General features: G+C 67.5%; 22 protein-coding genes and 2 pseudogenes. 7 read left to right on the forward strand and 17 right to left on the reverse strand.

Annotated elements, in window-relative coordinates; genetic code table 11:
• Positions 1-172: 172 nt before the first annotated feature.
• Positions 173-1,501 (reverse strand): APC family permease, encoded by a 1,329-nt coding sequence (locus ON29_RS16625; protein ID WP_085994895.1) that lies wholly within the window; start codon positions 1,499-1,501, stop codon positions 173-175.
• Between the two features lie 425 nt (positions 1,502-1,926).
• On the opposite strand from ON29_RS16625, the pseudogene ON29_RS16630 reads away from it, so the two are divergent.
• Positions 1,927-2,571 (forward strand): annotated as a pseudogene (locus ON29_RS16630) (PAS and ANTAR domain-containing protein); the annotation flags it as partial.
• Between the two features lie 520 nt (positions 2,572-3,091).
• On the opposite strand, the gene ON29_RS16635 reads toward ON29_RS16630, so the two are convergent.
• The 12 genes from ON29_RS16635 to ON29_RS16690 form a co-directional block, all read right to left on the reverse strand.
• Positions 3,092-4,000 (reverse strand): oxygenase MpaB family protein, encoded by a 909-nt coding sequence (locus ON29_RS16635; RefSeq protein ID WP_051175288.1) that lies wholly within the window; start codon positions 3,998-4,000, stop codon positions 3,092-3,094.
• A 277-nt stretch (positions 4,001-4,277) separates the two neighbouring features.
• The gene (locus ON29_RS16640) at positions 4,278-4,976 is read right to left on the reverse strand and encodes a hypothetical protein (RefSeq protein WP_040867256.1); all 699 of its coding nucleotides are present in this window, start codon (positions 4,974-4,976) and stop codon (positions 4,278-4,280) included.
• Between the two features lie 9 nt (positions 4,977-4,985).
• Positions 4,986-6,164: an MCE family protein gene (locus tag ON29_RS16645; protein ID WP_040867257.1), complete on the reverse strand. Its 1,179-nt coding sequence runs from the start codon at positions 6,162-6,164 to the stop codon at positions 4,986-4,988.
• Positions 6,161-7,282 carry an MCE family protein gene (locus ON29_RS16650; RefSeq protein WP_040867258.1) on the reverse strand — a complete coding sequence of 374 codons (1,122 nt, stop codon included), beginning with the start codon at positions 7,280-7,282 and terminating at the stop codon, positions 6,161-6,163. Before ON29_RS16650 ends, ON29_RS16645 begins: the two co-directional genes overlap by 4 nt.
• Entirely contained in the window at positions 7,279-8,379 is a 1,101-nt protein-coding gene (locus ON29_RS16655) for an MCE family protein (RefSeq protein ID WP_040867260.1), read from the reverse strand. The genes ON29_RS16650 and ON29_RS16655 overlap by 4 nt, the downstream gene beginning before the upstream one ends.
• Positions 8,379-9,392 (reverse strand): MlaD family protein, encoded by a 1,014-nt coding sequence (locus ON29_RS16660; protein WP_040867355.1) that lies wholly within the window; start codon positions 9,390-9,392, stop codon positions 8,379-8,381. Before ON29_RS16660 ends, ON29_RS16655 begins: the two co-directional genes overlap by 1 nt.
• Positions 9,389-10,411 carry an MlaD family protein gene (locus ON29_RS16665; protein WP_040867261.1) on the reverse strand — a complete coding sequence of 341 codons (1,023 nt, stop codon included), beginning with the start codon at positions 10,409-10,411 and terminating at the stop codon, positions 9,389-9,391. Before ON29_RS16665 ends, ON29_RS16660 begins: the two co-directional genes overlap by 4 nt.
• The gene (locus ON29_RS16670; RefSeq protein ID WP_040867263.1) at positions 10,408-11,859 is read right to left on the reverse strand and encodes an MlaD family protein; all 1,452 of its coding nucleotides are present in this window, start codon (positions 11,857-11,859) and stop codon (positions 10,408-10,410) included. Before ON29_RS16670 ends, ON29_RS16665 begins: the two co-directional genes overlap by 4 nt.
• An 8-nt stretch (positions 11,860-11,867) precedes the next feature.
• Positions 11,868-12,731, reverse strand: a complete 864-nt coding sequence (locus tag ON29_RS16675) for an ABC transporter permease (RefSeq protein ID WP_040867264.1) — start codon at positions 12,729-12,731, stop codon at positions 11,868-11,870.
• A gap of 2 nt (positions 12,732-12,733) precedes the next feature.
• On the reverse strand, positions 12,734-13,567 hold the full coding sequence (locus tag ON29_RS16680) for an MlaE family ABC transporter permease (protein ID WP_040867357.1): 834 nt from the start codon (positions 13,565-13,567) through the stop codon (positions 12,734-12,736).
• Positions 13,568-13,913: 346 nt separating this feature from the next.
• Complete coding sequence (locus tag ON29_RS16685) at positions 13,914-14,102, reverse strand: hypothetical protein (protein ID WP_040867266.1); 189 nt, start codon at positions 14,100-14,102, stop codon at positions 13,914-13,916.
• On the reverse strand, positions 14,102-14,326 hold the full coding sequence (locus tag ON29_RS16690) for a hypothetical protein (RefSeq protein WP_040867268.1): 225 nt from the start codon (positions 14,324-14,326) through the stop codon (positions 14,102-14,104). Before ON29_RS16690 ends, ON29_RS16685 begins: the two co-directional genes overlap by 1 nt.
• A 236-nt stretch (positions 14,327-14,562) precedes the next feature.
• On the opposite strand from ON29_RS16690, the gene ON29_RS36670 reads away from it, so the two are divergent.
• The 3 genes from ON29_RS36670 (at position 14,563) to ON29_RS16700 (ending at position 16,663) form a co-directional block, all read left to right on the forward strand.
• On the forward strand, positions 14,563-14,973 hold the full coding sequence (locus ON29_RS36670) for a helix-turn-helix domain-containing protein (RefSeq protein WP_217999203.1): 411 nt from the start codon (positions 14,563-14,565) through the stop codon (positions 14,971-14,973).
• Between the two features lie 30 nt (positions 14,974-15,003).
• Positions 15,004-15,342, forward strand: coding sequence for a hypothetical protein (locus ON29_RS36675; protein WP_217999205.1), 339 nt, complete (start codon positions 15,004-15,006; stop codon positions 15,340-15,342).
• Positions 15,343-15,484: 142 nt separating this feature from the next.
• On the forward strand, positions 15,485-16,663 hold the full coding sequence (locus ON29_RS16700; protein WP_051175289.1) for a DUF3089 domain-containing protein: 1,179 nt from the start codon (positions 15,485-15,487) through the stop codon (positions 16,661-16,663).
• A gap of 207 nt (positions 16,664-16,870) precedes the next feature.
• On the opposite strand, the gene ON29_RS37125 is transcribed toward ON29_RS16700, so the two are convergent.
• Both ON29_RS37125 and ON29_RS37130 read right to left on the reverse strand, forming a co-directional pair.
• A complete protein-coding gene (locus tag ON29_RS37125) occupies positions 16,871-17,257 on the reverse strand; it encodes a RidA family protein (protein WP_245548985.1) in 387 nt (128 codons plus the stop codon).
• Positions 17,255-17,839, reverse strand: a pseudogene (locus ON29_RS37130) (DinB family protein); the annotation flags it as partial. The gene ON29_RS37125 and the pseudogene ON29_RS37130, both read right to left, overlap by 3 nt.
• Positions 17,840-17,901: 62 nt before the next feature.
• Between ON29_RS37130 and ON29_RS16710 the strand changes: the two are divergent.
• Positions 17,902-18,903, forward strand: a complete 1,002-nt coding sequence (locus ON29_RS16710; RefSeq protein ID WP_040867271.1) for a helix-turn-helix transcriptional regulator — start codon at positions 17,902-17,904, stop codon at positions 18,901-18,903.
• A 151-nt stretch (positions 18,904-19,054) separates the two neighbouring features.
• Here the strand turns inward: ON29_RS16710 and ON29_RS16715 are convergent, their stop codons facing one another.
• Entirely contained in the window at positions 19,055-19,729 is a 675-nt protein-coding gene (locus ON29_RS16715) for a PAS and ANTAR domain-containing protein (RefSeq protein WP_051175290.1), read from the reverse strand.
• Positions 19,730-19,804: 75 nt separating this feature from the next.
• A complete protein-coding gene (locus ON29_RS16720) occupies positions 19,805-20,923 on the reverse strand; it encodes a LuxR C-terminal-related transcriptional regulator (protein WP_051175304.1) in 1,119 nt (372 codons plus the stop codon).
• Positions 20,924-21,130: 207 nt separating this feature from the next.
• Between ON29_RS16720 and ON29_RS16725 the strand changes: the two genes are divergently transcribed.
• Positions 21,131-22,792: an FAD/NAD(P)-binding protein gene (locus tag ON29_RS16725; RefSeq protein ID WP_040867276.1), complete on the forward strand. Its 1,662-nt coding sequence runs from the start codon at positions 21,131-21,133 to the stop codon at positions 22,790-22,792.
• A 491-nt stretch (positions 22,793-23,283) separates the two neighbouring features.
• Positions 23,284-23,622 carry an STAS domain-containing protein gene (locus tag ON29_RS16730; protein ID WP_051175305.1) on the forward strand — a complete coding sequence of 113 codons (339 nt, stop codon included), beginning with the start codon at positions 23,284-23,286 and terminating at the stop codon, positions 23,620-23,622.
• Positions 23,623-23,627 lie beyond the last annotated feature (5 nt).

The following is a 23,627-nucleotide window of genomic DNA, read 5'->3' on the forward strand; positions in this document are numbered from 1 at the left end:
CGATCCGATCTCCGTACTGCGATCGGCGCCCATGGCGCCGTGGCGATGGCGTCCAGGCCCGACGCCTGGTCACCGAGTGTGATCGTAGGAAAATCTACCTAGATACTCACAGATTTTGTGTACCACCGGCCTCATGGTGCGTGCAAGGACGCGGTCGTGTCGCCGCGAATCATCATGCCCCGCCCCGGGCCGGGAAGGCCTCACGACCGTTCGGTTCGGAGCGGCGGGCCCGGATCGTGTTCACGGCCGCGAACAGCACTCCGATACCGATCAGGAGGCCACCCCGCAACCACACCTCACCGTCGATCCGGGTGAACAGGAACAGACAGGAGGCCAACCCGAGCCAAGGCACTATGACGGGCACCCGGAAGTGCTCCGCTTCGTCGCCCTCGCGCCGCAGGATCAGCACCGACACATTGACCGCCGCGAAAACGACGAGCAGCAACAACACCAGCGTCTCCGCGAGCGAGGCCACCTCCCCGGTCAGCGCGAGCAGCAACGACACCGCCGCCGTGACGCCGATCGCCACCCACGGCGTCCGGCGGCCCGGCAGGATCCGGCCCAGCGCCCGCGGAAGCAGGCCCTCGCGAGCCATGCCGTAGGCCAATCGCGAGGACATGATGCCGGTCAGCAGGGCGCCGTTCGCCACGGCCACCAAGGCGACCACCGCGAACACCTTGTCCGGTACGCCTCCGGCCAGGCGCACCACCTCGAGCAGCGGACCGCTCGAGTTCGCCAGCCGGTCGGTGGGGACCGCCGCACCGGCCACCACTCCGATCAGCAAGTACACGCCACCGGCGGTGAGCAACGCGCCGAAGAGCGCGCGCGGATAGGACCTGCGCGGGTCGGCGACTTCCTCCGCCAGATTCACCGAGGTCTCGAACCCGACGAACGAATAGAAGGCCAGGACGGCGCCCGCGAGGGTCGCGCCGACAACGCCCTGCTCCGCTGTCCCCACCTCGGTGAGCCGGCCCGGATCGGCGTCGCCCCGAACCATCACCCACGCGCCGAGCCCGATGACCAGCACGAGCCCGCCGAGTTCGACCAACGTAGCGGCGACGTTGGCGCCCAGCGACTCTTTGATCCCGGAGATGTTGAGCAGTGCCAAGGCGGTGAGGAACACCACCACGACGAGCGCGGTGGGCAGACTCACCAGGGCGCGCAGGTAATCCGCCGCGAATGCCCTGCTCAGCGCCGCCACCGACACGACACCCGCCGCGAGCATGCAGAATCCGACGAGCGACCCGGCCGCAGGCCCGAGCGCACGGCCCGCGTAATGGGCCGAGCCGCCCGCCTTCGGATACTTGGTCGCCAACTCGGCGTACGAACCGGCGGTTAGGCAGGCGAGACCGAGCGCCACCAGCAGCGGCAACCAGATCGCGCCGCCGGACTCCCGTGCAATGGCCCCGACCAGCACGTAGACGCCCGCACCCAGGATGTCACCGAGGATGAAGAAGAACAGCAGGCGCGTGCTGACCGCCCGTCGCAGAGAATCCACCACAGAGCGGCGGATACCCGCGTTACCGGCGCTGAAGCCGCCGGCGACGGCGCCCTGACGCGATGATCCTCACACCGGCGCGCCTGCGCCCGCTATGCCTCGCCGCGCCACAACGCCGCACGATCGAAATCGGAGGAGCGCCGCAGACGGACCGCTGCGCCCGCGGCCTGCGCGAGGAGCGCGGGGTATCGCCGATTTACCGCGCGACACCGTGTTGTACGCGGCCGCCGCCGAAGAACGGTGTTGCGTACTCGGCGCCCGGATACTCCCGCCGCCGCAATCGGATCGGCATGGCTCCACGATGATTCCGCGACGAGCATCACGCCGAATGCGCGTGATTCACGCGCGAGTGTGGCTCGTGAGGCGGTTCACGCGCTGCCGTGCCGGTCGTGGCGCATACCGATTCCGAACCGGGGAAAACTGATTCGGTGACGAACAACGCGCCATCGGGACCGGCGCCGACGGTCCCGATCTCGAAGAGAACGGGCAGTTTCCAATTCTGGTTCGCCGACCAACGCTGGACTTGGTCGGACGAGGTCGCGGCCCTGCATGGTTACGCGCCGGGTGAGGTGACGCCGACCACGGAATTGCTCTTGGCCCATAAACATCCCGACGATCGAGCCGAGGTCGCCGACACCCTGGCGACGGCGGTGCAAACCGGGCTGCCGTTCAGCGGCCGCCACCGCATCATCGATACCGCGGGAATCGTGCACCACGTGCTGGTGGTGGGAGATCAGATGCGTGATGCCACCGGTGCGGTGGTCGGTACGGCGGGGTTCTATATCGATGTCACCGACACCGTCGACGAGGAACGCCAGGAAGTCATCGACGGGACTCTGCCGGAAATGGTGGCCGCGCGTGAAGTGATCGAGCAGGCCAAGGGCGCCTTGATGCTGGTGTACGGGATCTCGGCCGATCAGGCGTTCCGCGTGCTGACCTGGCGATCGCAGGAGACGAATACGAAATTGCGCGTGGTGGCCGAGCAGCTGGTTGCCGCGCTGATCGAATTCGGTGGCGCCGGGGTGCAGACGCGTACCCGCTTCGACCACGTCCTGCTCACCGTGCATGAACGCCCGATCCAAGACCACCGTCGATGTGCTCACGCCGGTCACGGCCACCCCGCCCGATTGAAGGGAACCGGGGTGGGTAGATCGAAGCAACACGGAAAGGGGTTTGTGATGGCACGCGAGAACGACAAGGACGACCAGAACAGCGGCGAGCCCAAAGGAGGCAGGCCGGGCCCGACAGATCAGGATCGTCACGGTGGAATGGCCACCCGGGAGATAGCCCCGGAACTGACCACCGATGAGGCGCAAGAACCGCCGGACTGATTTGTTCGACCTCGGACCGCGGTACCGGAGCAGGCCGTTCGAAAAGCGTGCGCAGGCCCGAATTGCCCGAAGCCTGGGCGAGCCAACAGCCGGTGTGAACCAACCGAGCCCCGCACCGGTCTGCATCGGTTCGGGGCTCGCTCGGGGGTATTCGTGCCTATCCACCGATCGCTCGGTAGCTTGACCATACGAATGTACCGGGTAGGACGCGATTTCGCCAAATCCGAGTCCCGCAGCGGCCGAATGGTTTAGCTACCCGACCTCAGATGAGGTTCTTCTGCTTGCGGATGCGCCGTCGCAGGTCGACCATCAGCCCGTGCGATCCGCCGTGGCGGATGAAGCGCGGAATGAAGCGGTTGACGAAGGACACGAACACGAACAAGTTCTCGAAGCGCCGCTGGTCGGCGGCGGTCCATTCCACCCGCAGTTGTTCCCGGAAGATCGGGGCCAGGAATCCGATGGTGAGAAACCGGAGCAGATTGCGGAAAGGCAGCCGAAGATACCAGTGGATCATGCGCAGCTCGAGCAAGTTCCCGAGGTAGTCCCGGACATAGTCGTCCAGTACGACCTGCTCGCACGCGGTGTTCCAATATTCGTCGAATTCGGCTCTGGTGGCGGGCCACATGTCCTCCGTCACCTGCAAGGTGGTGCCCAGGGTGGAGGATGAGGCATAGAACGCTTCGGCCTGCTCGTCGTTCATTCTTCCGTGCAACAGCTGGTAGGTGTCCTCGAAGCCGATGTAAAGACAAGCGGCCACCCACAATTGGAGGTTGCGGTCGAAGGCGTTGTACTTGACCGGTGCTCCCGGCGCCGATTGCACTTGCCGGTGCGCCACATTCACCGCTTCGCGATAGGCCCTACGCTCTTCCTCGGTGCCGAGGATGGCCACCGCGAGATATTGCGTCGTCGTACGCGCGCGTTTCCACGGATGCTTCATCAGCGATCCGGATTCCACTTTGCTCTCGGCCACCCCGTAACCAACACCCGGCCGGGCCATCTGCATGACGACGTTCGCCGCGGCGCCCGCGAAGGACCAGAAGTCCAGAGCGTCGGTGAGCGCGAGGGGCCGCTTGGTGAACGGTTGATGCGTGACGCTGATACCGATCCGGGTGCGATCCTTGGTCAGCGGCACACCGTGGTCGCGATCGGATCGAGGAGCCACTGCGGTCATCGGGATGTCCTTCCATCTGTGTTCACACGTCGCGCGACCAGGCGAATCAGTCGCACCGATCCCTGTCGAACACCGGACCTTGCCTTTATGTTACTGATCATTCTACCGATTTGGCGGCAAGGATCAACAGTAAATCACCAGGTTGAGAAGCCATGTTCCCGCAGATTACTGAATATATGTAGTTGATTGTTCTTGTTTTGGTCAGGCCGGGCGACGGTCCGGCTCCCCGTGCGGTCACATCGCGAAGCCGGGTTCCACGCGAGCCCGGTTCCTGCGGTCAGGGCTGCGGCGGCAAGGCCAACGGCGAGTTGACCTTGTTCACCAACCACCGGTCACCGACCTTCTCCAGGCGCATCACCATCGAGAGCTGTCCCGGGGCGGGCTTGCCCTTGGTGCCGAGACTGGTGATGGTCTGGCCGATGATCACGATCGCTTCCGCCGAGTGCTCGTCACCGGCGCGGATCGCGCACTGCACGTCGCGTGTGGCCGAGGTGACCTGGCCTTGGCCGAGTACCTCACGCAGTTCGGCGCTGGTGGACTCGAACTGTTTCTTCCAGTCACCGGTGGCGCCGTCACCGACTGCGGCGAAGTAGGCGTCGAGGTTCTTCGAGTCGTAATTGGCCAGGACGGGCGCGTAACGGCAGGCCGCGGCGCGCGCGTCCTCCTGCGCCGCCAGCAGGTCCTTGCTGTTGTCGTTCTGGATGTACCAATAGCAGGCGCAGGCCACCGACAGGCCCACGAGGATCGCGGCAGCCGAGCGCAGCGCGATCGGCCCCGGACGCCCGAGCGGCAGACGGCGCAGTCGATTCCAACGACCGGTGGATGCCGCGGCGCCCGCGTCGGATGCCGCGCCGCCGTCTACCCGCTCAGCGGTCGTGTCCTCGGAGCCGGCTTTCACCGGCTCGACAGGGCGCTCCTCCGATCGGCTCGCGCGCGACTCGGCTTCGGGGGTCGGCTCGGCGTCTTCACTCTTCATCGGAATCTCCTAGTTGCCGGGGACGGGGCGCGACAGCTCGTCGCCGGTGACGCCGGGCGGCCGGGCCGACCCGTTGTCCGGGATGTCGGGACGTGGCGCATTCGCCGAACCGCGTACCTGCAGGGCGGGATCGCTGGTGACGCAGTAGTTGTAGAGCCGGATCCTGGTGTCGGTCATCTTGTCCGTGGGCACGACGGGGATGGTGTCGTACTCGCAGGTGGGGCGCGGCCAGATGTCGACCAGCGTGTAGAAGGCGTTGTCGTGGGCGGGTATGCCCAGCGCCTCCGAGCCGACCCGCAGCGCAGGGAACAGGGCCGAGATGGCCGGTGCGCGCAGCTTGGCGGCCTTGGTGATCGCGACGAAGTTCGTGACCAGGTCGGTGAGGGGGTCCTGGGTGCGGGAGACGAAACCGCCGAGGGTGCGGAGCTGGACCGGCCCTTCGTCCAGGAGGTGACGCACCTCCTGGTCGGCCGCGGTCAGCTGCTCGAACAGCACACCGCCCGTGCGAGTGAGTGTCGCGAGGTCCGGCTGCGCATGCGAGGTCGTCTCCGCGATCACCTCGAGGTTCTCGATCAACTGCCGTGTCTGCGGAAGCAGCTCGGTCAACCCGGCCATGGCACGGCTGATGCCCGACACCATGTTCCGCAACTGGTCGGGACCGCCTGCCAAGGCCTTGTCGAGTTCATCGACGATGATGGTCAGCCGGTCCGGGTTCATGCCGCCGATGAGTCCGCTGAGGTTGGTGAGCACCGACTGCACCGTCACCGGGACGGTGGTCTGGGAGCGTTCCACCAACGCACCGTCGGTGAGGTAAGGACCGGTATCGGAGTCCGGGCGGAAGTCCAGGTACTGCTCGCCCGCCGCGGACAACCGGCCGACGGCGACCGTGCCGCCCACCGGGATCTTCGCCGAGGAGTCGATCTCGGCGACGGCCGCGACGCCGCTGCCCGCGACTTTCACCTCGCGGACCTTTCCCACCCTGGTGCCGCGGAAGGTGACGTCGTTGCCTGCCGACAATCCGCCCGACGACTGGAGTTCCACCGTCACCGAGTAGTTGCTCGGCAGCGGATTGATCCGCAGGACTTCCGCGCCGAGATAGACCGCGCCGAGAACCAGCACCACGACCAATCCCAGGTTGGCGAGCGCGACGCGGTGCCGTACGAGCCACTGCCACAAGGGAGGATTCATCGTTCTCCCCCTTGCCGCGGCTGTTGCGGAGGACTGGTGACCCGTCCGATCACCTTCTCGATGACCTGCGCCAGGCTGCCGATGAACGCGGGCACGTCGCCGATCTCGGGCACCCTGCTTCCGCTGGGATCGGTCAAGGCGCCGACACTGAGATAGGACACCGTCGCGGCGACGGCCAAGGCGGGGCCGTCCAGGCTCGCCATCAACGACGGGTACAGGGTGTGCAGGCCGTCCAAGGTTCCCCCCAGGTCGTCACCCATCTGGGTGAAGCCCGACATCAATCGCTGGATGCTGTCGAAGAGGCTGACGGCTTGGGGCCCGGTGGTCTCGGTGAAATCGCCGAGCGCGGTCATCGTCGTCGACACTTTGTCGAGCAGGTCGACGATGGACTGGTTGTTCTCGGCGAACAGCGCCAACAACGCCGGAAACGTGTCGGCGGCCGCGCCCAGTTCGGCTTTCCGTCCGGCCAATTCCCCGGTCAGCACGTTGAGGCCGGTCAGGGTGTTGTCGATGTCTCCGGTTCGCTGGTTCAGCGCGGCGATGACAGCGGTCATCTCGCTGATCAGATGCGCCAGCTGCGGGGCGCGACCGGCGAACATCGAATCCATCTCGGAGGTGATCTTCGCGGCCTGATTGATGCCGCCGCCGTTGATGAGCATCGAGACCGACATCATCAGCTGCTCGACGGACGCGGCGGCCGAGGTGTGCTCGGTGCCGATGATGTCACCGGCGCGCAGATTCGCACCATCCGCTGCCGCCGCGGGCAACGTCATCGCGACGAAGATGTCTCCGAGCGGCGTCGCCTGACGCAGTTCGGCGGTGGTGCCCCGTGGGAGCTCGATATCCTCCCTGATCAGCATTTCCACCTCCGCGATGAAGTTGGTCGTGCTGATCGCGGTGACGACTCCGATGTCGGTCCCACCGATCTTCACGTGCGCGTGATCGGGCAGGTTGAGCGCGTCACGGAATGCCGCGCGAATCGGGTAGCCCGGGGCGCCGATGCCGGGTTTGGGCATCGGCAGACTGGACACCGTCACGGTGCAGCCGGTCGCCGTGCTCACCGTCGCGACCAGCGCTGCCGCCATCGCGGTGCGTCGAAGCCCATGCGTACCGATCATTTCGTGATCCCCAGAAGTGCTGCGGTGAGGCCGAAGTCGGGCCCGAAGTCCTGGATCTTCCCGGTACGGCAGCCGTCGAGGCGCATCTGGATCCGCTCGCAGAACTGCGACACGACTTCGTTGTCGAGCAGGACCTTGTCGGTCAGCGCGTGCAGGCGCAGCGCTTGGTGCTCCCGGCTGACGGAGTTGGACAGGTTCTCGAACAGCAGTGGTCCGATGTCGACGATCTCGGTGAGGCCGCGGGCGTTGGCGCGCATCTGCTCGGTGATCGTCGTGAATCGCTCCAGCGCACCGGCGAGCTGATCGGAGTTCTCGCCCACCAGGCTGCCGGTGTTGGTGACGAACTGGTCCAGCTGTTGCAGTACCGCCTGCAGGCCGGGCGCCTGGTCACCCATCAGCTGCACCAGCTCGGTGAGACGGCCGCTGAAATCGCGCACGGTCTGGTCGTTCTGGGCGATGATCTGGGTGATCTCATTGAGTTTGATGATGGTGTTCGAAATCTGGTCCTTGTTGGCGAAGGTCACCTCGAAGGCCGAGGACAGCGCGTCCAATGTCTCGCGCAGTCGGTCGCCGCTGCCGTCCAGGAGCGGGAACAGGACCCGGCTTGCCATGGGGCCGTTCTCGTTGTCACCCTTCAGGGCCGCGCCGAGCTGGTCGAAGTTCTGCAGGATGCGGTCGAGCTCGACCGGTGTCCGAGTCCTGGCCAGCGGGATGTGCGCGCCGTCGGCCAGGATCGGTCCGTCACCGCCGTAGGCCGGCGCGAGCTCGACATGGCGGTTGGTGATCAGCTGCGGCGACACCAGGGCGGCGATGGCATCGGCCGGGATCTTCGTTCCCTTCTCCAAGCTCATGGTGACCTGGACGTAGCTGCCCTTGGCCGCCACCGTGTCGACCCGGCCGACCGGAACGCCCAGCACCGCCACCTCGTTGCCCGCGTAGAGCCCGGCGACATTCTCGAAGTCGGCGCTGATGCGCACGTGCTCGCCGAGGTATTGCCTGGGCAGCGAGGTCAGGCTGTCCGGTACCAGCGCGCAACTCCCGGTGACCAGCGCGGCCACGATCAGCCCACCGATCTGGGCGAATCGTCGTGTTCTCATCAGTTGCACCCCTGTACGGCTCGAGCGAAACACAGCCAGTTGTCCGGGAAGAACCATGGCGCCCACACGTCGCCGTACGGGCCGTTGCCGACGGCGTTGTTGAACTGCCGCAGGGCGATGGGCATGTTCTCGTAGAGGCGGTCCAGGTTGTCGCGGTTCTTCTCCAGGCCCTCCGACATGGTGTTCAGATCGTGGATCAGTGGCGCGAGCTGTCCGTTGTTCTCCAGACCCATCTGCTGCAGCAATCTCGACAGGGCCGCGACGTTGTCGAGCAATTGCCTCAGCAGATCCTGCCGCTGCCGTACCGCATTGCCGATCGCTTCTCCGCGGGTCAGCAACAGCAACACGCTGTTCTGATTGTCGGAGACGAGCTGGGACACCTGGTCCATGCTCTTCAGCAGGGAATCCACCTCGTCCCGGCGATCGGTGACGACCTTGGCGAGCGCACCGATACTGTCGAGCGCCTGGACCGCCAGCTGCGGGGAATCCCCCATCTGCTGGTCGACCAGATCCAGCGCCTGGCGGAGTTTCTGCGGATCGATGCGCTCGATGCGCTCGAACGAGTTCTTGTATTTCGGGTCCTGGATGACCTTGCTCAGGTTGTAGGGCACCGAAGTGTTCTCGATCCGAATGCGGTTGCCCGGGAGTCCTTTTCCGTCGCCCGGCACCAGGTCCACGTGTAACCGGCCGAGGATCGTCGACATCTTGATGGCCGCGCGCGCATCCGGCCCCAAGCGCAGATCGCGGCGGACCTTCAGATCCACCAGGACCTTGGTGCCCTCGAGGCGAACGGAGTGCACCTGGCCGACCTCGATTCCGGATACGTCGACCGTCGCGCCGGGACGCAGACCGGCGGCCTGGGCGAATTCGACGTGGATGGTCTTGTCTCCCAGCCGGGCCTGAGTCAAGACACTCGATCCGATCAGCAGCGCCGCCACCGTGGCCGCCGCGATCAGGCCGAGCCGCAGATATCGATTCCGCAGGAATCCCGGCGCTGGAATGCTTTTGATCATCGGCACACTTCCGAATGCGAGTTACCGCCCACCTGGGAGAACAGTCCGGGAGGCAACAGCACACCCCACAGGGACACGTCCAGGCTGCACAGGTAGGCGTTTCCGTAGGCGCCGTTGCTGGTGAAGCGGGCGACGCCGTTGAGGACGGCGGGCAGTTCGACCGCGGCGCGGTCCAGCGAGGCGCCGTTGAGCAGCAGCAACGCGACACCCGTTGTGGCGTCGTTCTGCGCCTTCGCCAGGCCGGGCTTGACCTGCATGATCAGCCCGGTCAGTGCGTCGGTCGTGTCGGCTACCCGGTCGACCGAGTGCTTCAGGCTCTCTCCTTGCGAGTAGAGGGCCTCCACCAGCGCCCTGGCCTGCGTGAGCAGCGTCTCGAGTTCGCCGCTGCGATGGGCGAGACCACCGATCACCGAGCTCAGATTGCCCAGGACCTCCCCCAGGATCTTGTCGCGCTGCCCGAAGGTGCCCGCGAGCTGGGATGCTTGCACGATCAGATTGCCGAGGGACACCTGATTGCCCTGGAGGGCCTGGATCAACGTTTCGGACAGGGAGTTGACCTGGTCCGGTTGCAGCACGCTGAACAGCGGTTCGAATCCGGACAGGAGCGCGGACACGTCGAACGACGGCTCGGTTCGCTCCAAGGGAATCCGGGTCCCCGGCGCGACCACGGTGCCCGCTTCCTTGCCCGGCGCCAGGGCGATATAGCGCTGCCCGATCAGGTTCTGGTATCGCACCAGCGCCTTGGTCGTGGTGGTGAGATGCTGGCGTTCATCGAGCCGGAAATCGACCTCGGCGCGGTAGCCGTCGGTGAAATCGATCTTGTCCACGCGGCCGACCCGCACGCCTGCCATGCGTACGTCGTCGCCGACGCGCAGCCCCAGCACATCGGAGAAGACCGCCGAATAGCGATGGGTGTCGCCGTCCACCGACCGCTGCAAAGTGGACCAGATGGTGAAGGTGAGCGCGACGGCGACCACCGCGAACACACTGAATCCCGCGAGGGCCTTGGCTGATTTCATTTACCCGGCCCTTCGTTGTCGGCGGCTACGGTGACCGATCCGCCGGCCAGTACCGGACTCAGCAGCAGGTACTGCGCCACGGTCGGCCGCGTTCCGACGATCGCCGCCACGGCATCGGATCCGCGCAGCGCGATCGGCTTCGCGGTGGTGCCGGGATCCGGCGTGCCGGGCTCGGTCGGTGCGACGGCATTCGGCGTCGGCGAGAGACTCGGGATGGACGGCAGACCCGGAATGAAGGGAAGACCGGGAATCGCGGGCAGGCTCGGAAGCACCAGCCCCATGGCACCCAGTGGTGCGGGCGCGGCCGGTACCGGTGCGGGGCCTGCCGCATCGAGCCACTTCGGAATCAATTGCGGCGGATAGTTCTGCTCCGGAGCCACCTCCGGGACAGAGGCTCCACCGCAGCGGGGACCGTACTGGTCGCCGTAGTGGGGGCAGTCCTTCGCCGTGTACTGCTGGAAAGGCGTGAACGAGACATCCATCTTCCACACCATCTGTCTGGCCGGGCCGAAGTGGAACGTGGTGGCCAGCCGTTGCAGTGCCACGTTGAGGTTCGCGGCGGTGTAGGGAATGGCTTCCGGATCCTTGGCCAGACCACCGAACAGATCGTCCAGTCCGGAGACGAGGAACTTGCCCGCGTCGGGATTACGCGCGAACAGCGCGTTGACCGTTTCGACCGTCGCGTTTCCGGTGGTCAGCAGGTCGATGAGTTTCGCTCGCCGTTCGGCCAGCGTCCGCGCGGTGGTCACCGACTCCGACAGCACCCCGACCAGCTCGGGAGCCGACTGGCTCAACGCGATCGACGCTCGCCCGAGATCCCCGAACAGCGCGTCGACGCCGGGAGTCGCCCTGATCTCGGTCAGCCAGTTGTCCAGGCGCTCTATCGTCGAGCCGGGAACCCGCGCCGAGGGATCCAGCGCCGCCGAGAGGGTGGCCAGCACGCGGCCCAGCTTCTCGGGCTGGATGTTGTCGAGCACGTTGCGCAGCACGTTCAACGTGGTCTGCAACGCCACCGTCTCGCTGCCGGTGTCCTCCGGAATGGTCGCACCGGCGCGCAGCGTCTTCGGTTCCGGCCCATTGTCGACGAGTTCGATCGCCGTGACGCCGAACAGATTGTTCGGAATCACCCTGGCGGTCACATTCACCGGAATGGTTTCGGCCACACCGGGCTTCAGATCCACGCTCGCCTGCTGCCGGGCGCCACGGGCCACCACGTCCACCGCGGCCACCCGGCCCACGACCATGCCGCGGAACTTGACGTCCGCGCGGCCCGGCAAGCCGTCGCCGGTACTGGTGAGCACGATGGTCACCGGCACCTTGTCCTCGAAGTAGCCGGTGTAGCGCAGCGCCAGCAGGTACAGCAGCACCGCGACCGTGGTCAGCACCGCCAGCCCGGCGAGGGTCAACTGCTTCGCGCTCGGTCCGCGGCCACTGGGGTCCAGAATCATTGTCGGCCTTACCCCGAGATCCGGAATCCGGGATCGATACCCCAGATGGTCAATGTCAGGAAGAGATTGGCGAACACCATCACGACGATCACCATTTTGATGGCACGCCCGGCCGCGACCCCGACACCTTCCGGGCCACCGGTGGCGACATAGCCGTAGTAGCACTGGATGAACGTCGACAGCATCACGAACACCACCACTTTGAGCAGGGAGAAGAAGACGTCCGTGCCGATCAGGAACTGGAAGAAGTAGTGATCGTAGGTACCGGCCGCCGTTCCGCCCAGGAACAGCACCGTGATCTTGGTGGCCAGGTAGGCGGTCGCGAGACCGATGCTGTACAGCGGGATGATGGTCAGGGTGGAGGCGATCATGCGCGTGCTGATCAGATAAGGAAGCGGGCGGATGGCGATGGACTCCAGCGCATCGATTTCCTCGGAGATCCGCATGGAGCCGAGTTGGGCGGTGAATCTGCATCCCGCTTGAATCGCGAAGGCCAAGGTCGCCAGAATGGGCGCGAGTTCCCTGGTGGTGGCGAAGCCGGAGATCGCGCCGGTGAGCGGCGACATCGTGAGGAGGTTCAGCGCCGTGAACGACTCCATGCCGACGATGATCCCGCCGAACGCGCACAGGATGACGACGACGCCGATCGTGCCGCCGCCCACGATGAGCGAGCCGTTGCCCCAGCCGATATCGGCCGTCAGCCGCGTCACCTCACGGCGGTAGTGCCGCAGAACGAACGGGATGGCGGCCAGGGCCTGGAAGAATGTGATGGCCTGGTGCCCCAGGCGCTGATTGGCGTGCACCGGCGCCAGCGCGGCCCGACCGACGGTGCGCAGCGGTTTCAGCGCCGGGGGTGTGTAGCTGCTCGCCACCCTCACACCACCTTCGCCGGAAACAACGTGTTGTACAGCTGGGTGAGAATGATGTTGGTGGCGAACAGCATCAGCGCGGAACTGACCACCGCCGAGTTCACCGCGTTGGCGACACCGCCTGGGCCACCGTGCGCGTGCAAACCGATGTCACAGGCGATCACCGCGGTCAGCACCCCGAAGATCGCGGCCTTCACCAGGGCGATGATCAGGTCGTCGGCCACCGCGAAGGAGGCGAACGAGCTGATGAACGAACCCGGCGTGCCGGATTGGGCGTACACATTGAACATGTAGGCGGTCGCGAAGCCGACGAAGACGACGAACCCGCAGAGCAAGACGCTCACCAGTACCGCCGCGGCGAGCCGGGGCGCGACCAGGCGGCGTACCGGGTCGACCCCCATCACCATCATCGCGTCGATCTCTTCCCGGATGGTGCGCGATCCCAGATCGGCACAAATAGCCGAGCCGACCGCACCGGCGACCATCAATGCCGACACCAAAGGCGCGCCTTGGCGGATGATGCCCAATCCCGCGACCGCGCCGATGAATGTCGTGGCGCCCACTTGATTCACCAGTGCGCCGACCTGGATGGAGACCACGACGGCGATCGGAATGGCCACGAACACCGTCGGGGCCGCCGACACCCCGGCCATGAACGCGCACTGCTTGATGAACTCCTGGTAGGGAAATCGTCCCCGGACCAGCGAAACGAACAGTTGGACAATCGCTTCGCGGCCCAGCGTGACTTGACGGCCCAGCGTTTCCAGCGAGCGTTGAGGGTGGCGCCGCCACAATCCCGAAGCGCCGGCGACCAACTTCTCGATCTCGCCCGGTTCCAGTGGCGGTTGCTTGTCGGCAGGCGATCGCAGCGAGGCAGTCACTGGTGGCCGTTCCTTTCGATTTCTCGTCCGCCGCACCAGCGGCCGCCCCTCCGATGGCCCGGAGCGTGTGAAGTGTTACACACCGCACAGACGTCATACAAGGGATAAGTGATTGACTATTTCTTCTACGATCGACCACTGCCGCAGGTCGGCCCCGGGTCAGCGCTCAGGCGAATCACGCAGGATTAACCTGCACCTATGCCTTATTCTTCGATAGGCGCCTACTCCATAGCGAGGCTCCGCGAGACAGTAAGTAATCGAACATTCCTCATCGTCTCCAGGATGGACCAGGCGGGTGACGCGGCTAGGCGAGACCCTCCAACCACCGCTGCAGTAGCACCACCAGTGCGACGAGCACCGCACAGCCGGCCAGCAAGAGGCTGAGCGCAGCCACCCACATCCCGGCGCGAAGGACGGGATTCACCTTCATCCGCCCACCGAGGATCTTCACCACGATCACGAGAACGTCGATGAGCCACACCACAGCCATCATCAGGTCATGCACACATTCGAGAAGGTGAGCACCGGCCAGCACACGATGGATCCCAGGAACGACATCACCAGGTCGATGCCGTGCATATCGCGCAGATGGCCGGTGTGGGTGAGCGTCCAGATCACCCCCGCCACCCCGTAGGGAACGCCGATGATGATGAGGGTGCCGAGGAACTCGGAGACCTTCATCTCGTAACCGAGTATCCGGTCGAGTCTCTTGAGCATGCGTCGATGCATCCTTTCGCTTCGATCCGCAGCTATGTTAGTCACAATTCTTATCGGAACGGAAGCCTTTCCGGCAATCAGGCGCGGAAGTGCCGAATACGAGCAGGAAATAGGACCCCGCTGGCGGTCGATCCCGCCCATCATGTTGATGACGATTCTCTCTATTGCTCGCGCGGGTCATGCCTCGCGACAGGCGGCCGAAGGGCCGCACCACCGGTGCGGCGTCATCGGTTCCGATGGTTCGGGCCGGCCTGGGCCTGGGGTGGGTGCGGTACCCGTTCGGTGACACGACCGTGCTGGCGATGTCGGGCGCGTCGCCGGGCGGCGGTCTGCTCGCCGAGCCCGACCGCGACTCGTCCGGTTACCGGCGCTACACCGCACGCGACGCCATAGATCTGGTGAAGATCAGGATCCTGGCCGATGCGGGCGTGCCCCTCGCCCGCATCAAGGAACTGCTCGACGCCGATCCGGACGCGCTCACCGCAGTCGTCGCGGAGATCGACCGCAACCTCGAAGACCGCATCGCGCAGCTGCGGCGAACCCAGGACCAGCTCGCCCAGTTGCGGGGCGGCGACCGGCTGTTCGTCTCCCCGGAAGCCGCCGATTATCTCGACGACCTGCGCGCTCTCGGCGCCAGCGAGCGCTAGGTTCATCTGTAACGCGACGGCTGGATCCTCATGCAGACCGCCGCACCCGACGACGCCGCCGGGTGGATCACCGAGAAACGCGAGCTGATCACCGATTCCGGGTTCCGCGCCCTCTATCTCGACCACGACGCCGCCTACGACTGGTCACCGAACGATCCCCGCCTCCCCGGTCCCGCCGACCGTACCCGGAGCTGGTTCGCCGAGTACCACAGCCGATCCGAGAGCCGCCCGGTCGCGGACCCGGCGATGGCCCGATTGGCCGCGCAGTCCCTTCCCGGAGCTTCGTCACCGGCTCGGGACCGCCTCGCCCAGCTCATGAAAGCCGAGCCCGGCGTCCGTGGCGGCACATCCGCCCCTCGAGACCGCTGAGGCGGCGGCAACCGTGCCGAGCGATCGAGTCCCGTCGCGTGCGATCGCCGCTAGGCTGACGCCGACGAGAGCGCCGAAACACCGGTCGCGGTGTCGCGGACCGGCGCTCGTGGTCGGGCGCGGAAGCAGTGAGGTGTGCGGGATGCGGGACAGTCGGTGGCAGCGGGCGGTCGCGGCCGTCGTGTGCGGAGTCGGACTGGCGGCGGGGTCGTCGGTGAGCGCGGCGGCGGACACCGTCGATGACGCCGGTGTCGTGTGGTTGTGCAGGCCGGATCGGGTGGATGATCCCTGCGCGGGGGGTACGGCGACGACCGTGCGCCAGGCGGGCCGACCCGATGTGCGCGAGGACCCGGCGCCTGCCGAGGATCCGGGGGTGGACTGCTTCTATGTGTATCCGACGGTGTCATCGGAGCCGACGCCCAACTCCGATACCGTCGTGACGCCGGAGGTACGGGCAGTCGCCGAGCAGCAGGCGGCCCGATTCTCCCAGGTCTGTCAGGTATTCGCGCCGGTGTACCGGCAGCGGACCCTGACCGCCTTGGCGACGGAGCGGACCTACACCCCAGAGCAGCGCGCGCAGATGTCGCGGATCGCCTACGAAGACGTCCTGCGGGCATGGCGGCAGTTCCTCGCGGAGCGCGAGAGCGGACGGCCGGTCGTGCTGATCGGGCATTCGCAGGGCGCGCGCATGCTGCGCCAACTGATCCGCGAGGAGATCGAACCGCAGCAGGCGGTACGAGACCGGATCCTGTCGGCGATCCTGCTGGGTGGCAACGTGGTGGTGCCCGAGCACGGTGACATGGGCGGCGACTTCCGGTATCTGCCGCTGTGCCGCAGCGAGGAGCAGACGCGATGCGTGCTGGCCTGGCAGACCTTCGGCGCGACCCCGCCGCCGGACAGCCGATTCGGCCGCAACCCGATGACCCCGGAGCCGCTGCCACGACCGTACGGCCCCGGCTACGAGATCGCCTGCACCAATCCGGCCTCGTTGAGCCGCAACGAATCCCGCACCGCGGCGACCGTGCTCCGCAGCAATCCGGTGCCCAGCCCGCTCGGCGTCGAAGTGGCGCTTCGCCACGGGCCGTCCGCCGTCGTCGCGCCGACGCCGTGGCTGGTCCCCGCCGAGAAGTACCGGCTCCAGTGCGTGCGCGGCGACGACGCGACGGCGCTGATGGCGACTCCCGAACCGGGCAGCCCCGAGCTGTATCCCGTCCCGGACGCGACCTGGGGTCTGCACCTCACCGACGTGGAGATCGCACTCGGCGATCTGGTTCGCATCGTGGCGTCCCAGAGCAGCGCCCATCGCGCCGGGCATCGCTGAACATACGAGCTGCGACCGCCGGCGAACCTCGGAAGAGCGCGAAATAGCGGGCCGCGGCAGCGGGTCGAGCGCGACCTCCACCTTGCCGACCGGCCGTGCCTCGGTGCCCAACGCGGTTTGCCCTGGGAGCCGTCGTAGGTGGCGTAGAGCTTGGGATCCGGCGGCGGTCGCCCAACGGTTGCGGTCGGCGGGGAAGCCGTTCTGGTGCTATTCGGGGATTGTCGCTATCGCGTCTATTTCGACGAGTGCGCCGGGGCGGGCGTGGCCCGCGGTGGAGACGACCGTGATGGCGGTGCGGTGATCGCCCCACACCGATCGCGACGCCGCGTATCCCACCTGGGCATCGACCCCGTCGACCAGGTAGATGGTGAGTTTGACGACGTGCTCGGGACCGGTGTTCGCGGCGGCGAGCACGGTCAGTACGTTGCGCATCGCCTGGACGGTTTGCGCTTCGATGCCGTCGAGCAGTTCTCCGGTGCTGTCGGTGCCGAGCTGGCCGCCGACATACAGGGTCCGGGCGGCGGGTGCGATCACGCCCTGCGTGAAGGCCGGGTTCCGGTGCAGTTCCTCGGGGTCGAGATGCGTCGTGGTCACGGGTCTCCTCAGGGTGGCGGGGCCGGTATGCGTGTAGAGGTCGCGCAGCAGGCAGACCTCGGACAGGTGGTGGATCAGCTCGCGGTGGATGTGCAGCACCAGGTCGGCCATGGGCAACTCGGGAAAGGGCTCCTTCGCGCCGATCGGCTCCCGGAGCGCGGCCTGTCCGAGACCGCTCACCCCGGCCAGCCAGGTGTCGATCTGGGCCTCGAGCTGGTCGAGCGCGGTGGCCGCGTCGCCTGCGTACTCCCATGTCTCGTACGACGCCGCCGGCGCGCCGAAGTGGGCCGCGTTGCGTGCGGCGAGCACGCCGACGATGACGTGACCGAGTCGCCAGGCGATGGTGGTGAACGGTGCGGGAACCGGCTCGGGAAGGGCGAAGTCGATCGTGAAATCGCCCGAACCGGCCTGCACCGGCGCCGTCGACGTGCCGCGCGGCCGCACGTTCCAGGCGTCCGCCACCGGCGACCAGAAGTACTCGTCGTCGGTGAGGCCGTGGAGCCGGGGCCGGAGCTGCCGGGTCCAGTGGAACTCCCACTGTTCGCGCAACGTCTTGTTCCAGTCGAGTTCGTCTGCGTCCATGCCGCCACCCTGACATGCCCAGCGGACAGAATCGGTCCGCTATTTCTGGCAGGCTGAGCGACATGGAGGCGGCGAGCGGTGACGAGCGGGGCACGACCGAGCGGGTGCTGACGCTGCTCGGTTTGCTCCAGCAACGCGAGGTCTGGACCGGGCCCGAACTCGCCGACCGGCTCGGCGTCACAGCGCGCACGATCCGCCGCGATGTCGAGCGCTTGCGCGCGCTCGGCTACCTGGTGCATGCCGACCAAGGTGTCGGCGGCGGTTACCGGCTCGGCCGGGGGCAGGACCTCCCGCCGCTGCTTCTCGACGACGAGGAAGCGATCGTCACGGCGGTGGCGCTGCTGGTCGGCGCGGGTGGCGCGGTCGCGGGCGCCGGTGCCGCCGCACTCCGAGCGCTGGCCAAGCTCGACCGGGTCCTGCCCACCCGGTTGCGGCACGAGGTGCGCGCGCTCTCCGGCGCGGTGGAGACTTTCGGCGGAGGCCGCGCCCCGGTCGACCCCGGGGTGCTCATGACCCTGGCCAGAGCCTGTCGCGACGAGGTCGAGGCGGGCTTCGACTACCCCGCCGGGAGCGAGGTGCGACGGCGGCGGGTGGAGCCCTATCGCCTGGTCGCCTCCGACCGCCGCTGGTACCTGCTGGCCTTCGACCTCGATCGCGACGACTGGCGCAGCTTCCGCGTGGACCGGATGACCGATGTGTCCGCACGGACGTGGCGTTTCCGCCCCCGCACGGCGCCCGAGGCGGCGGCGTACGTGCAGGAAGGGGTGGCGAGCCGGGTCTACCCGCATCGCGCCCGCTTCCTGGTGCACGCCTGCGCCGACACCGTGCGCGCGCAGATCCCGGCGTCGGCGGCGGTGGTGCGACCACGCGGCAGCGAGCTCTGCGAAGTGCTCAGCGGCGCCGATGACAGCCTCGACATCGTGCTCGTGCACATGCTGTTGCTGGGGCACGACTTCGAGATACTCGACCCTCCCGAACTCGGGCGGCGCAGTCGCGCGCTGGCGCAGCGGCTGCTGTCGGCGGGGGCGACGATCGCACCGCCGCCGGAGGCCGAGGAGTCGTGAACCGGCTCGCGGGATCGCGGCGCCGCGTGCGCGCTCTGCGGTCGGAGCCCGGCCTGCCCTGGCCGCCGAACAGGTCGACCGCTTCCTCGTCGAACTGGTCGGGCTGCGGCCGAGCCATCGCGGATGAATCGCCGCGCCGGACCGCGCGGATTCAGTCGGGTCGTTCGTGGACGGTCAGCAGCAGATGATCGAAGCGGGTGCGCTGCTGAACCGGCCCGCCGCCCTGCGCGACGACCGCGGCGACGAGTTTGGCCGCCAGATCGCGCAGTTTGGTGTTGGTCTCCTGGGAGCGCCACTGCAACACCCCGAACGCCTGCTCGGCGTTGATCCCGTAGATGAACATCAGGATGCCTTTGGCCTGCTCGATGACCTCCCGTGCGGCCACGACCTCCGGCAGCGTCTCCTTCAGCACTTCCTGCCGGTTCTCGTCCAGCCGACCGGTCAGATCCACGTAGTAGCCGGTGGTGCCCACGGTCGCGCCGGTCGAGTCGTGCAGTCGATCGCCCACCACCAGCACGTGATGCACCCGGCCTGCCACATCGATGATGCGGTGCCTGCTGCAGAACGGCTCACCGGTCCGCACCGCCGTGGCCAGCGTCTCCGCGACCGTGGCGCGGTCGTCCGGATGCTTGTGCGCCAGCAGCAGTTCGGTGGTCGGCTCCACCGTCCCCGGCGCGTAGCCGTGCAACCTCGCGACCTGATCCGACCACTCCCAACGGTGGTCGGCGAACCAGAATCGGAAGCTTCCTATGGGCTCCAGATCCTGCCGCTCACCGTCGGCGGTCTCCGCCTGGCTTCCGCTGCCAGGATGCGCCGTCTTCGTCACCACTCGATCATTCCCTCTCCCGGGCACCGGGGATGAGAAACTCGCGCGTCGGCCGGACGAACCGCTCAGGCTCGTCTACCTCGCCCCAGCGTCCAGCACACGAACGGTGTTGCGGGCGGCGAGGGGTTCGTAGTGGTCGGTGAAGAGTTTGGCGACGAGTTCGCCGCGGCTGGCCACGCCCACCTTCTCGAAGACGGCCTTCACGTGGTCGCGGACGGTGTGCGCGGAAAGGAAGAGCTGGGCGGCGATATCGCTGGTGGACAGGCCACGGGCGATCAGTTCGGTGACCTCCAGTTCGCGTGGGGTCAACTCGTAGGCGGCGACCACCAGGGACATGACCTCGGAGGGTTTGGCCGGTGCGATCACCATCGCGGTCATCCCGGGACGCCCGTCGGCGTCCTGCAGGCAAGAGGCGTGGCAGACCAGCCAGCGGCCGGTGCTGGAGCGGATGCGGATGCGAGAGTTCTCACCGGTCGATCGGGCCCGGCCCGCGGTGCTGAGGATCCAGACCGGCAGCGGTAGCGCGATGCCGGTGGCGGTCGGCGTCGTCGGTCCGGGCGGCATCTGGGCGAGCAGGTGACGAGCCTCGTCGTTCAGTGACACCAGCCCGCCGGTCCGGTCGAACAGCAGCATGCCGGGCGCGTCGGCGAGGTGCGCGGCCGACAGCTCCGACGACCGCGCGAAGCTGCGCAGCCGCCGGGCCATCGGTGCCGACAGCGCGTTGACCACCTCGATATCGGCGGCCCGGAACGGCTTGCGGCCGCGCTCCCGGAACAGGCTCAGTTGCCCCCACGGCTGCCCGTCGACTCGCAGCACGGCACGCAGTTCGTCCTCGAAACCGCGCGGGCACATGAAGCTTCGATACAGCGGGCTGAGGGTGGGCCGGTCGCCGGTCACCTCCCGCAACCCCGCCACCGGCACCGAGGCCAGCGCCAGATCGCGGAAGAGGTTCACATGCTCGGCGAAAAGCTCTGATTCCCAATAGGTTCCGCAGCCGCCCTCGTGCAGGTTCTCCACCCGCACCGGCGCGGTGGTCAGCCCGTTGATCGGATCGGTGGCCACCCAGACAGCGGCATCGAACGGTGTGATCCGACGCAACCGGTCGGAGGTCTCGGCGAACAGCGCGTGCGCGTCGGGCGCTTGCGCGATGCCGGTGCACAGCGCGTCGACGGCGCGCCGAGTCGGCGTGGTCATCTTCGTCATCCTGCTGTCGCGCCCGTTCACCCGCCATCCCGCATATGAGGGATAAGCCGCAGGCCCGAGGCGAAATTCCCTCGATCGCGGGATGCCGGTACGGGCCGGGGCCGCCGAGGCTGGTCAGCGCACGGCAGAGGCGGAACGGAAAGGCCACGACGCCGCAGCCGTGCGCCACTGGGCACCTCGACGAAAGAAGGCACAACCATGCGTATCGGCATCATCGGCGCGGGCGCCGCGGCGGTCGCGTTGCTCGACGCGCTCGCCGCCGCCGACCGGGCGCCCGGCAGCATCACCGTGTTCGACGGCTCCCCCGCCGTATGGCGCGGCCGCCCGTACCAGCCGGACCTGGAGGCGGTGCGGGTCAACGCCCCGCCCGCCCTGATGTCGGCACGCGCCGACGACCGCGCCCACTACGAGCGCTGGCTGCGCGACCACGGCAACGGGGCAGGGCGCCTCGACGAGCGTCCCGGCGCGCCCCTCGTCGGGGAGGAGCCGCCCCGCGAACACCCGGAACGGACCGAGCGCACCGCCACCTCGCGGTTCGACCCGAACGAGGACACCGCGCGACGCGTCGGTGACGGCCTGGTCCAGGCATCCGCGGCCCGCGTCGTCGAGCGGAGGTGGCGCGGTGACGATCTGGAGCAATACCTCGATGAAGGTCTTGGCGTTCCCCTCGTCCCGCGAGGTGTCTACGGCGCGTATCTGGAGCAGACCGCGCACGCAGCGATCTCGCGGTTGCGCGCCCGAGGCGGGCGAGTGAGCGTGGTGAACGCCCGGGTTACCGGCTTCACCCGCGAGAGCGGCGCTGTGCTGCACACCGACGACGGCGGCAGCCATCCGGTGGACCGCGCCGTCCTGTGTGTCGGAAGCGGCCGTCCCCGCGACCATTACGCCTTGGCCGGCGCACCCGGATATGTGAACGAGCCCTACCCGCTGGAGGCCACATCGGCCGTTGTGGCCTCCAGCGCGCACGTCGCGATCATCGGCAGCGGACTGACCGCGGTCGACATCGCCGCGGCACTGACGGCCCACGGCCATACCGGGCCGATCAGCTTCGTTTCCCGCAGCGGCGTGCTGCCGTACGTCCAGCAGCGGCCGTTGCCCCTGGCGCCGAAGCACCTCACGCCATCCCGGGCGCTGGAACTGGCCGGGCAAGGCACGGTCCCCGTCACCCGGCTGGTCGAACTCATGCGCGCCGAACTGGCGGAACTGGGGCAGAATTTCGAATCCCTCGCCACGGAGATCCGGGAAACCGAGACCGAGGAACCGGCCACCCGCCTGCGCCGCCAATTGGACGCGGTCGATTCACCTCACCAGGGCCGCCGCCTGCTGACCATGGCGATCCGGACCATGGGTCCGATCCTCTGGCCCGTGCTCGCCGAGCACGACCGGACGATGCTGCGGGAGAGGTATTTCCGGACCATCAGCAGCCTCAGCTCCCCGATGGTGCCGCACAACGCGCGAATCATCCTGCGCCTGCTGGACTCCGGGCAGTTACGGCTGCGACCGGGTGTCACGAAGCTGGCGGCCCGGCCCGGCGGTGGTTTCACGGTGTTCGACGGCACCGACCGGCCCGCCGACGTGGTCTTCAACGCCGTCAACCCACCCGCCTACACCACACCGCAGGAGACCGAACCGCTCCTCGGCGCACTGATCGCCACCGGCGCAGCGGAACTCGCGCCGACCGGCGGTCTGCGCATCGAGTCCGGCACCCGCCGCCTCCTCGTCGGCGACCACCCCGACCCCACCTGGCACGCCCTCGGCAACCTGGCCGCGGACTCGATGTTCATCGCCACCAATCCCCCCGGCCTCGCCGCCGAAGCCGCGAGCCTCACAAACCACCTGACGATTCCCTCCGTCAAGTGATCAGCCGCGCCCGAACCTCTAATGCGGGACGGACCCTGGCGAACCGGCTGCGGAGCGAGGGGCGTCCATACCGGGCTCGTGGACTCGAGCCGAAGCCGCCACCCTTGCCGGACTCCGAAGCGAAGGCGCAAGCCCTGGGAGTGAGTGCGCTCTGGATCGGGCGCACCACGCCGACCTCGATCGGACGCGAGTTCGGCGTCGCGGTCGCCCACCGCCGGGCACATCGACGGCAGCTCCAGCCGTGGTCCGGCCACCCGCACCGACGTCCCGCCTCGATGGCCGAAGCGGTCTCGCCGTTCACCGGTTGGGCTCATCCGCTCGCGCACGGCCATCGACGGCCGCTGCGAGGCCGACTCCTGCTCGGGCGGGCGGCTCGGCCAACGGGGTATGGTTAGCTCTATGAACACTCAAAGGTTGCGAATCTGCCGCGATTTGTGTGTTGTGATGTTGTGACCAACACTTCCGGAGACGCGTATCCCCTCGCGGACACGATGACCACCACGGTCGCGGCGCACGACGGCGCGACAGTGCTGACGGTGGCCGGCGAGGTCGATCTGGCGACAGCCCCCGCGCTGGAGAACGCGATCGATGCCATCCTCAGCGGCAAGCCCGCGGCCCTGATCATCGACCTCACCGCGGTCAGCTTCCTCGCCTCGGCGGGCATGGCGACGCTCGTGGCAGCCCACCAGCGCGCGGGCTCGACCACCTCGATCGCGGTCGTCGCGGAGGGCCCGGCGACCAGCAGGCAGCTGAAGATGACCAGTCTGGATCAGGTGTTCGCGCTGCACTCGACGCTGGACGCCGCGCTGGCCGCGCTCCGCCAGAGATGACCCCC

This window comes from Nocardia exalbida NBRC 100660 (assembly GCF_000308575.1).
GTDB lineage: Bacteria > Actinomycetota > Actinomycetes > Mycobacteriales > Mycobacteriaceae > Nocardia > Nocardia exalbida.

What these genes read in the sequence shown, in the direction of transcription:
- ON29_RS16635 (WP_051175288.1), bottom strand. Translation starts at nt 4,000, where the DNA reads ATGACCGCAGTGGCTCCTCGATCCGATCGCGACCACGGTGTGCCGCTG.
- ON29_RS16640 (WP_040867256.1), bottom strand. Translation starts at nt 4,976, where the DNA reads ATGAAGAGTGAAGACGCCGAGCCGACCCCCGAAGCCGAGTCGCGCGCG.
- ON29_RS16645 (WP_040867257.1), bottom strand. Translation starts at nt 6,164, where the DNA reads ATGAATCCTCCCTTGTGGCAGTGGCTCGTACGGCACCGCGTCGCGCTC.
- ON29_RS16650 (WP_040867258.1), bottom strand. Translation starts at nt 7,282, where the DNA reads ATGATCGGTACGCATGGGCTTCGACGCACCGCGATGGCGGCAGCGCTG.
- ON29_RS16655 (WP_040867260.1), bottom strand. Translation starts at nt 8,379, where the DNA reads ATGAGAACACGACGATTCGCCCAGATCGGTGGGCTGATCGTGGCCGCG.
- ON29_RS16660 (WP_040867355.1), bottom strand. Translation starts at nt 9,392, where the DNA reads ATGATCAAAAGCATTCCAGCGCCGGGATTCCTGCGGAATCGATATCTG.
- ON29_RS16665 (WP_040867261.1), bottom strand. Translation starts at nt 10,411, where the DNA reads ATGAAATCAGCCAAGGCCCTCGCGGGATTCAGTGTGTTCGCGGTGGTC.
- ON29_RS16670 (WP_040867263.1), bottom strand. Translation starts at nt 11,859, where the DNA reads ATGATTCTGGACCCCAGTGGCCGCGGACCGAGCGCGAAGCAGTTGACC.
- ON29_RS16685 (WP_040867266.1), bottom strand. Translation starts at nt 14,102, where the DNA reads ATGATGGCTGTGGTGTGGCTCATCGACGTTCTCGTGATCGTGGTGAAG.
- ON29_RS16690 (WP_040867268.1), bottom strand. Translation starts at nt 14,326, where the DNA reads ATGCTCAAGAGACTCGACCGGATACTCGGTTACGAGATGAAGGTCTCC.
- ON29_RS36670 (WP_217999203.1), top strand. Translation starts at nt 14,563, where the DNA reads ATGGTTCGGGCCGGCCTGGGCCTGGGGTGGGTGCGGTACCCGTTCGGT.
- ON29_RS36675 (WP_217999205.1), top strand. Translation starts at nt 15,004, where the DNA reads ATGCAGACCGCCGCACCCGACGACGCCGCCGGGTGGATCACCGAGAAA.
- ON29_RS16700 (WP_051175289.1), top strand. Translation starts at nt 15,485, where the DNA reads ATGCGGGACAGTCGGTGGCAGCGGGCGGTCGCGGCCGTCGTGTGCGGA.
- ON29_RS16710 (WP_040867271.1), top strand. Translation starts at nt 17,902, where the DNA reads ATGGAGGCGGCGAGCGGTGACGAGCGGGGCACGACCGAGCGGGTGCTG.
- ON29_RS16720 (WP_051175304.1), bottom strand. Translation starts at nt 20,923, where the DNA reads ATGACCACGCCGACTCGGCGCGCCGTCGACGCGCTGTGCACCGGCATC.
- ON29_RS16725 (WP_040867276.1), top strand. Translation starts at nt 21,131, where the DNA reads ATGCGTATCGGCATCATCGGCGCGGGCGCCGCGGCGGTCGCGTTGCTC.
- ON29_RS16730 (WP_051175305.1), top strand. Translation starts at nt 23,284, where the DNA reads ATGACCACCACGGTCGCGGCGCACGACGGCGCGACAGTGCTGACGGTG.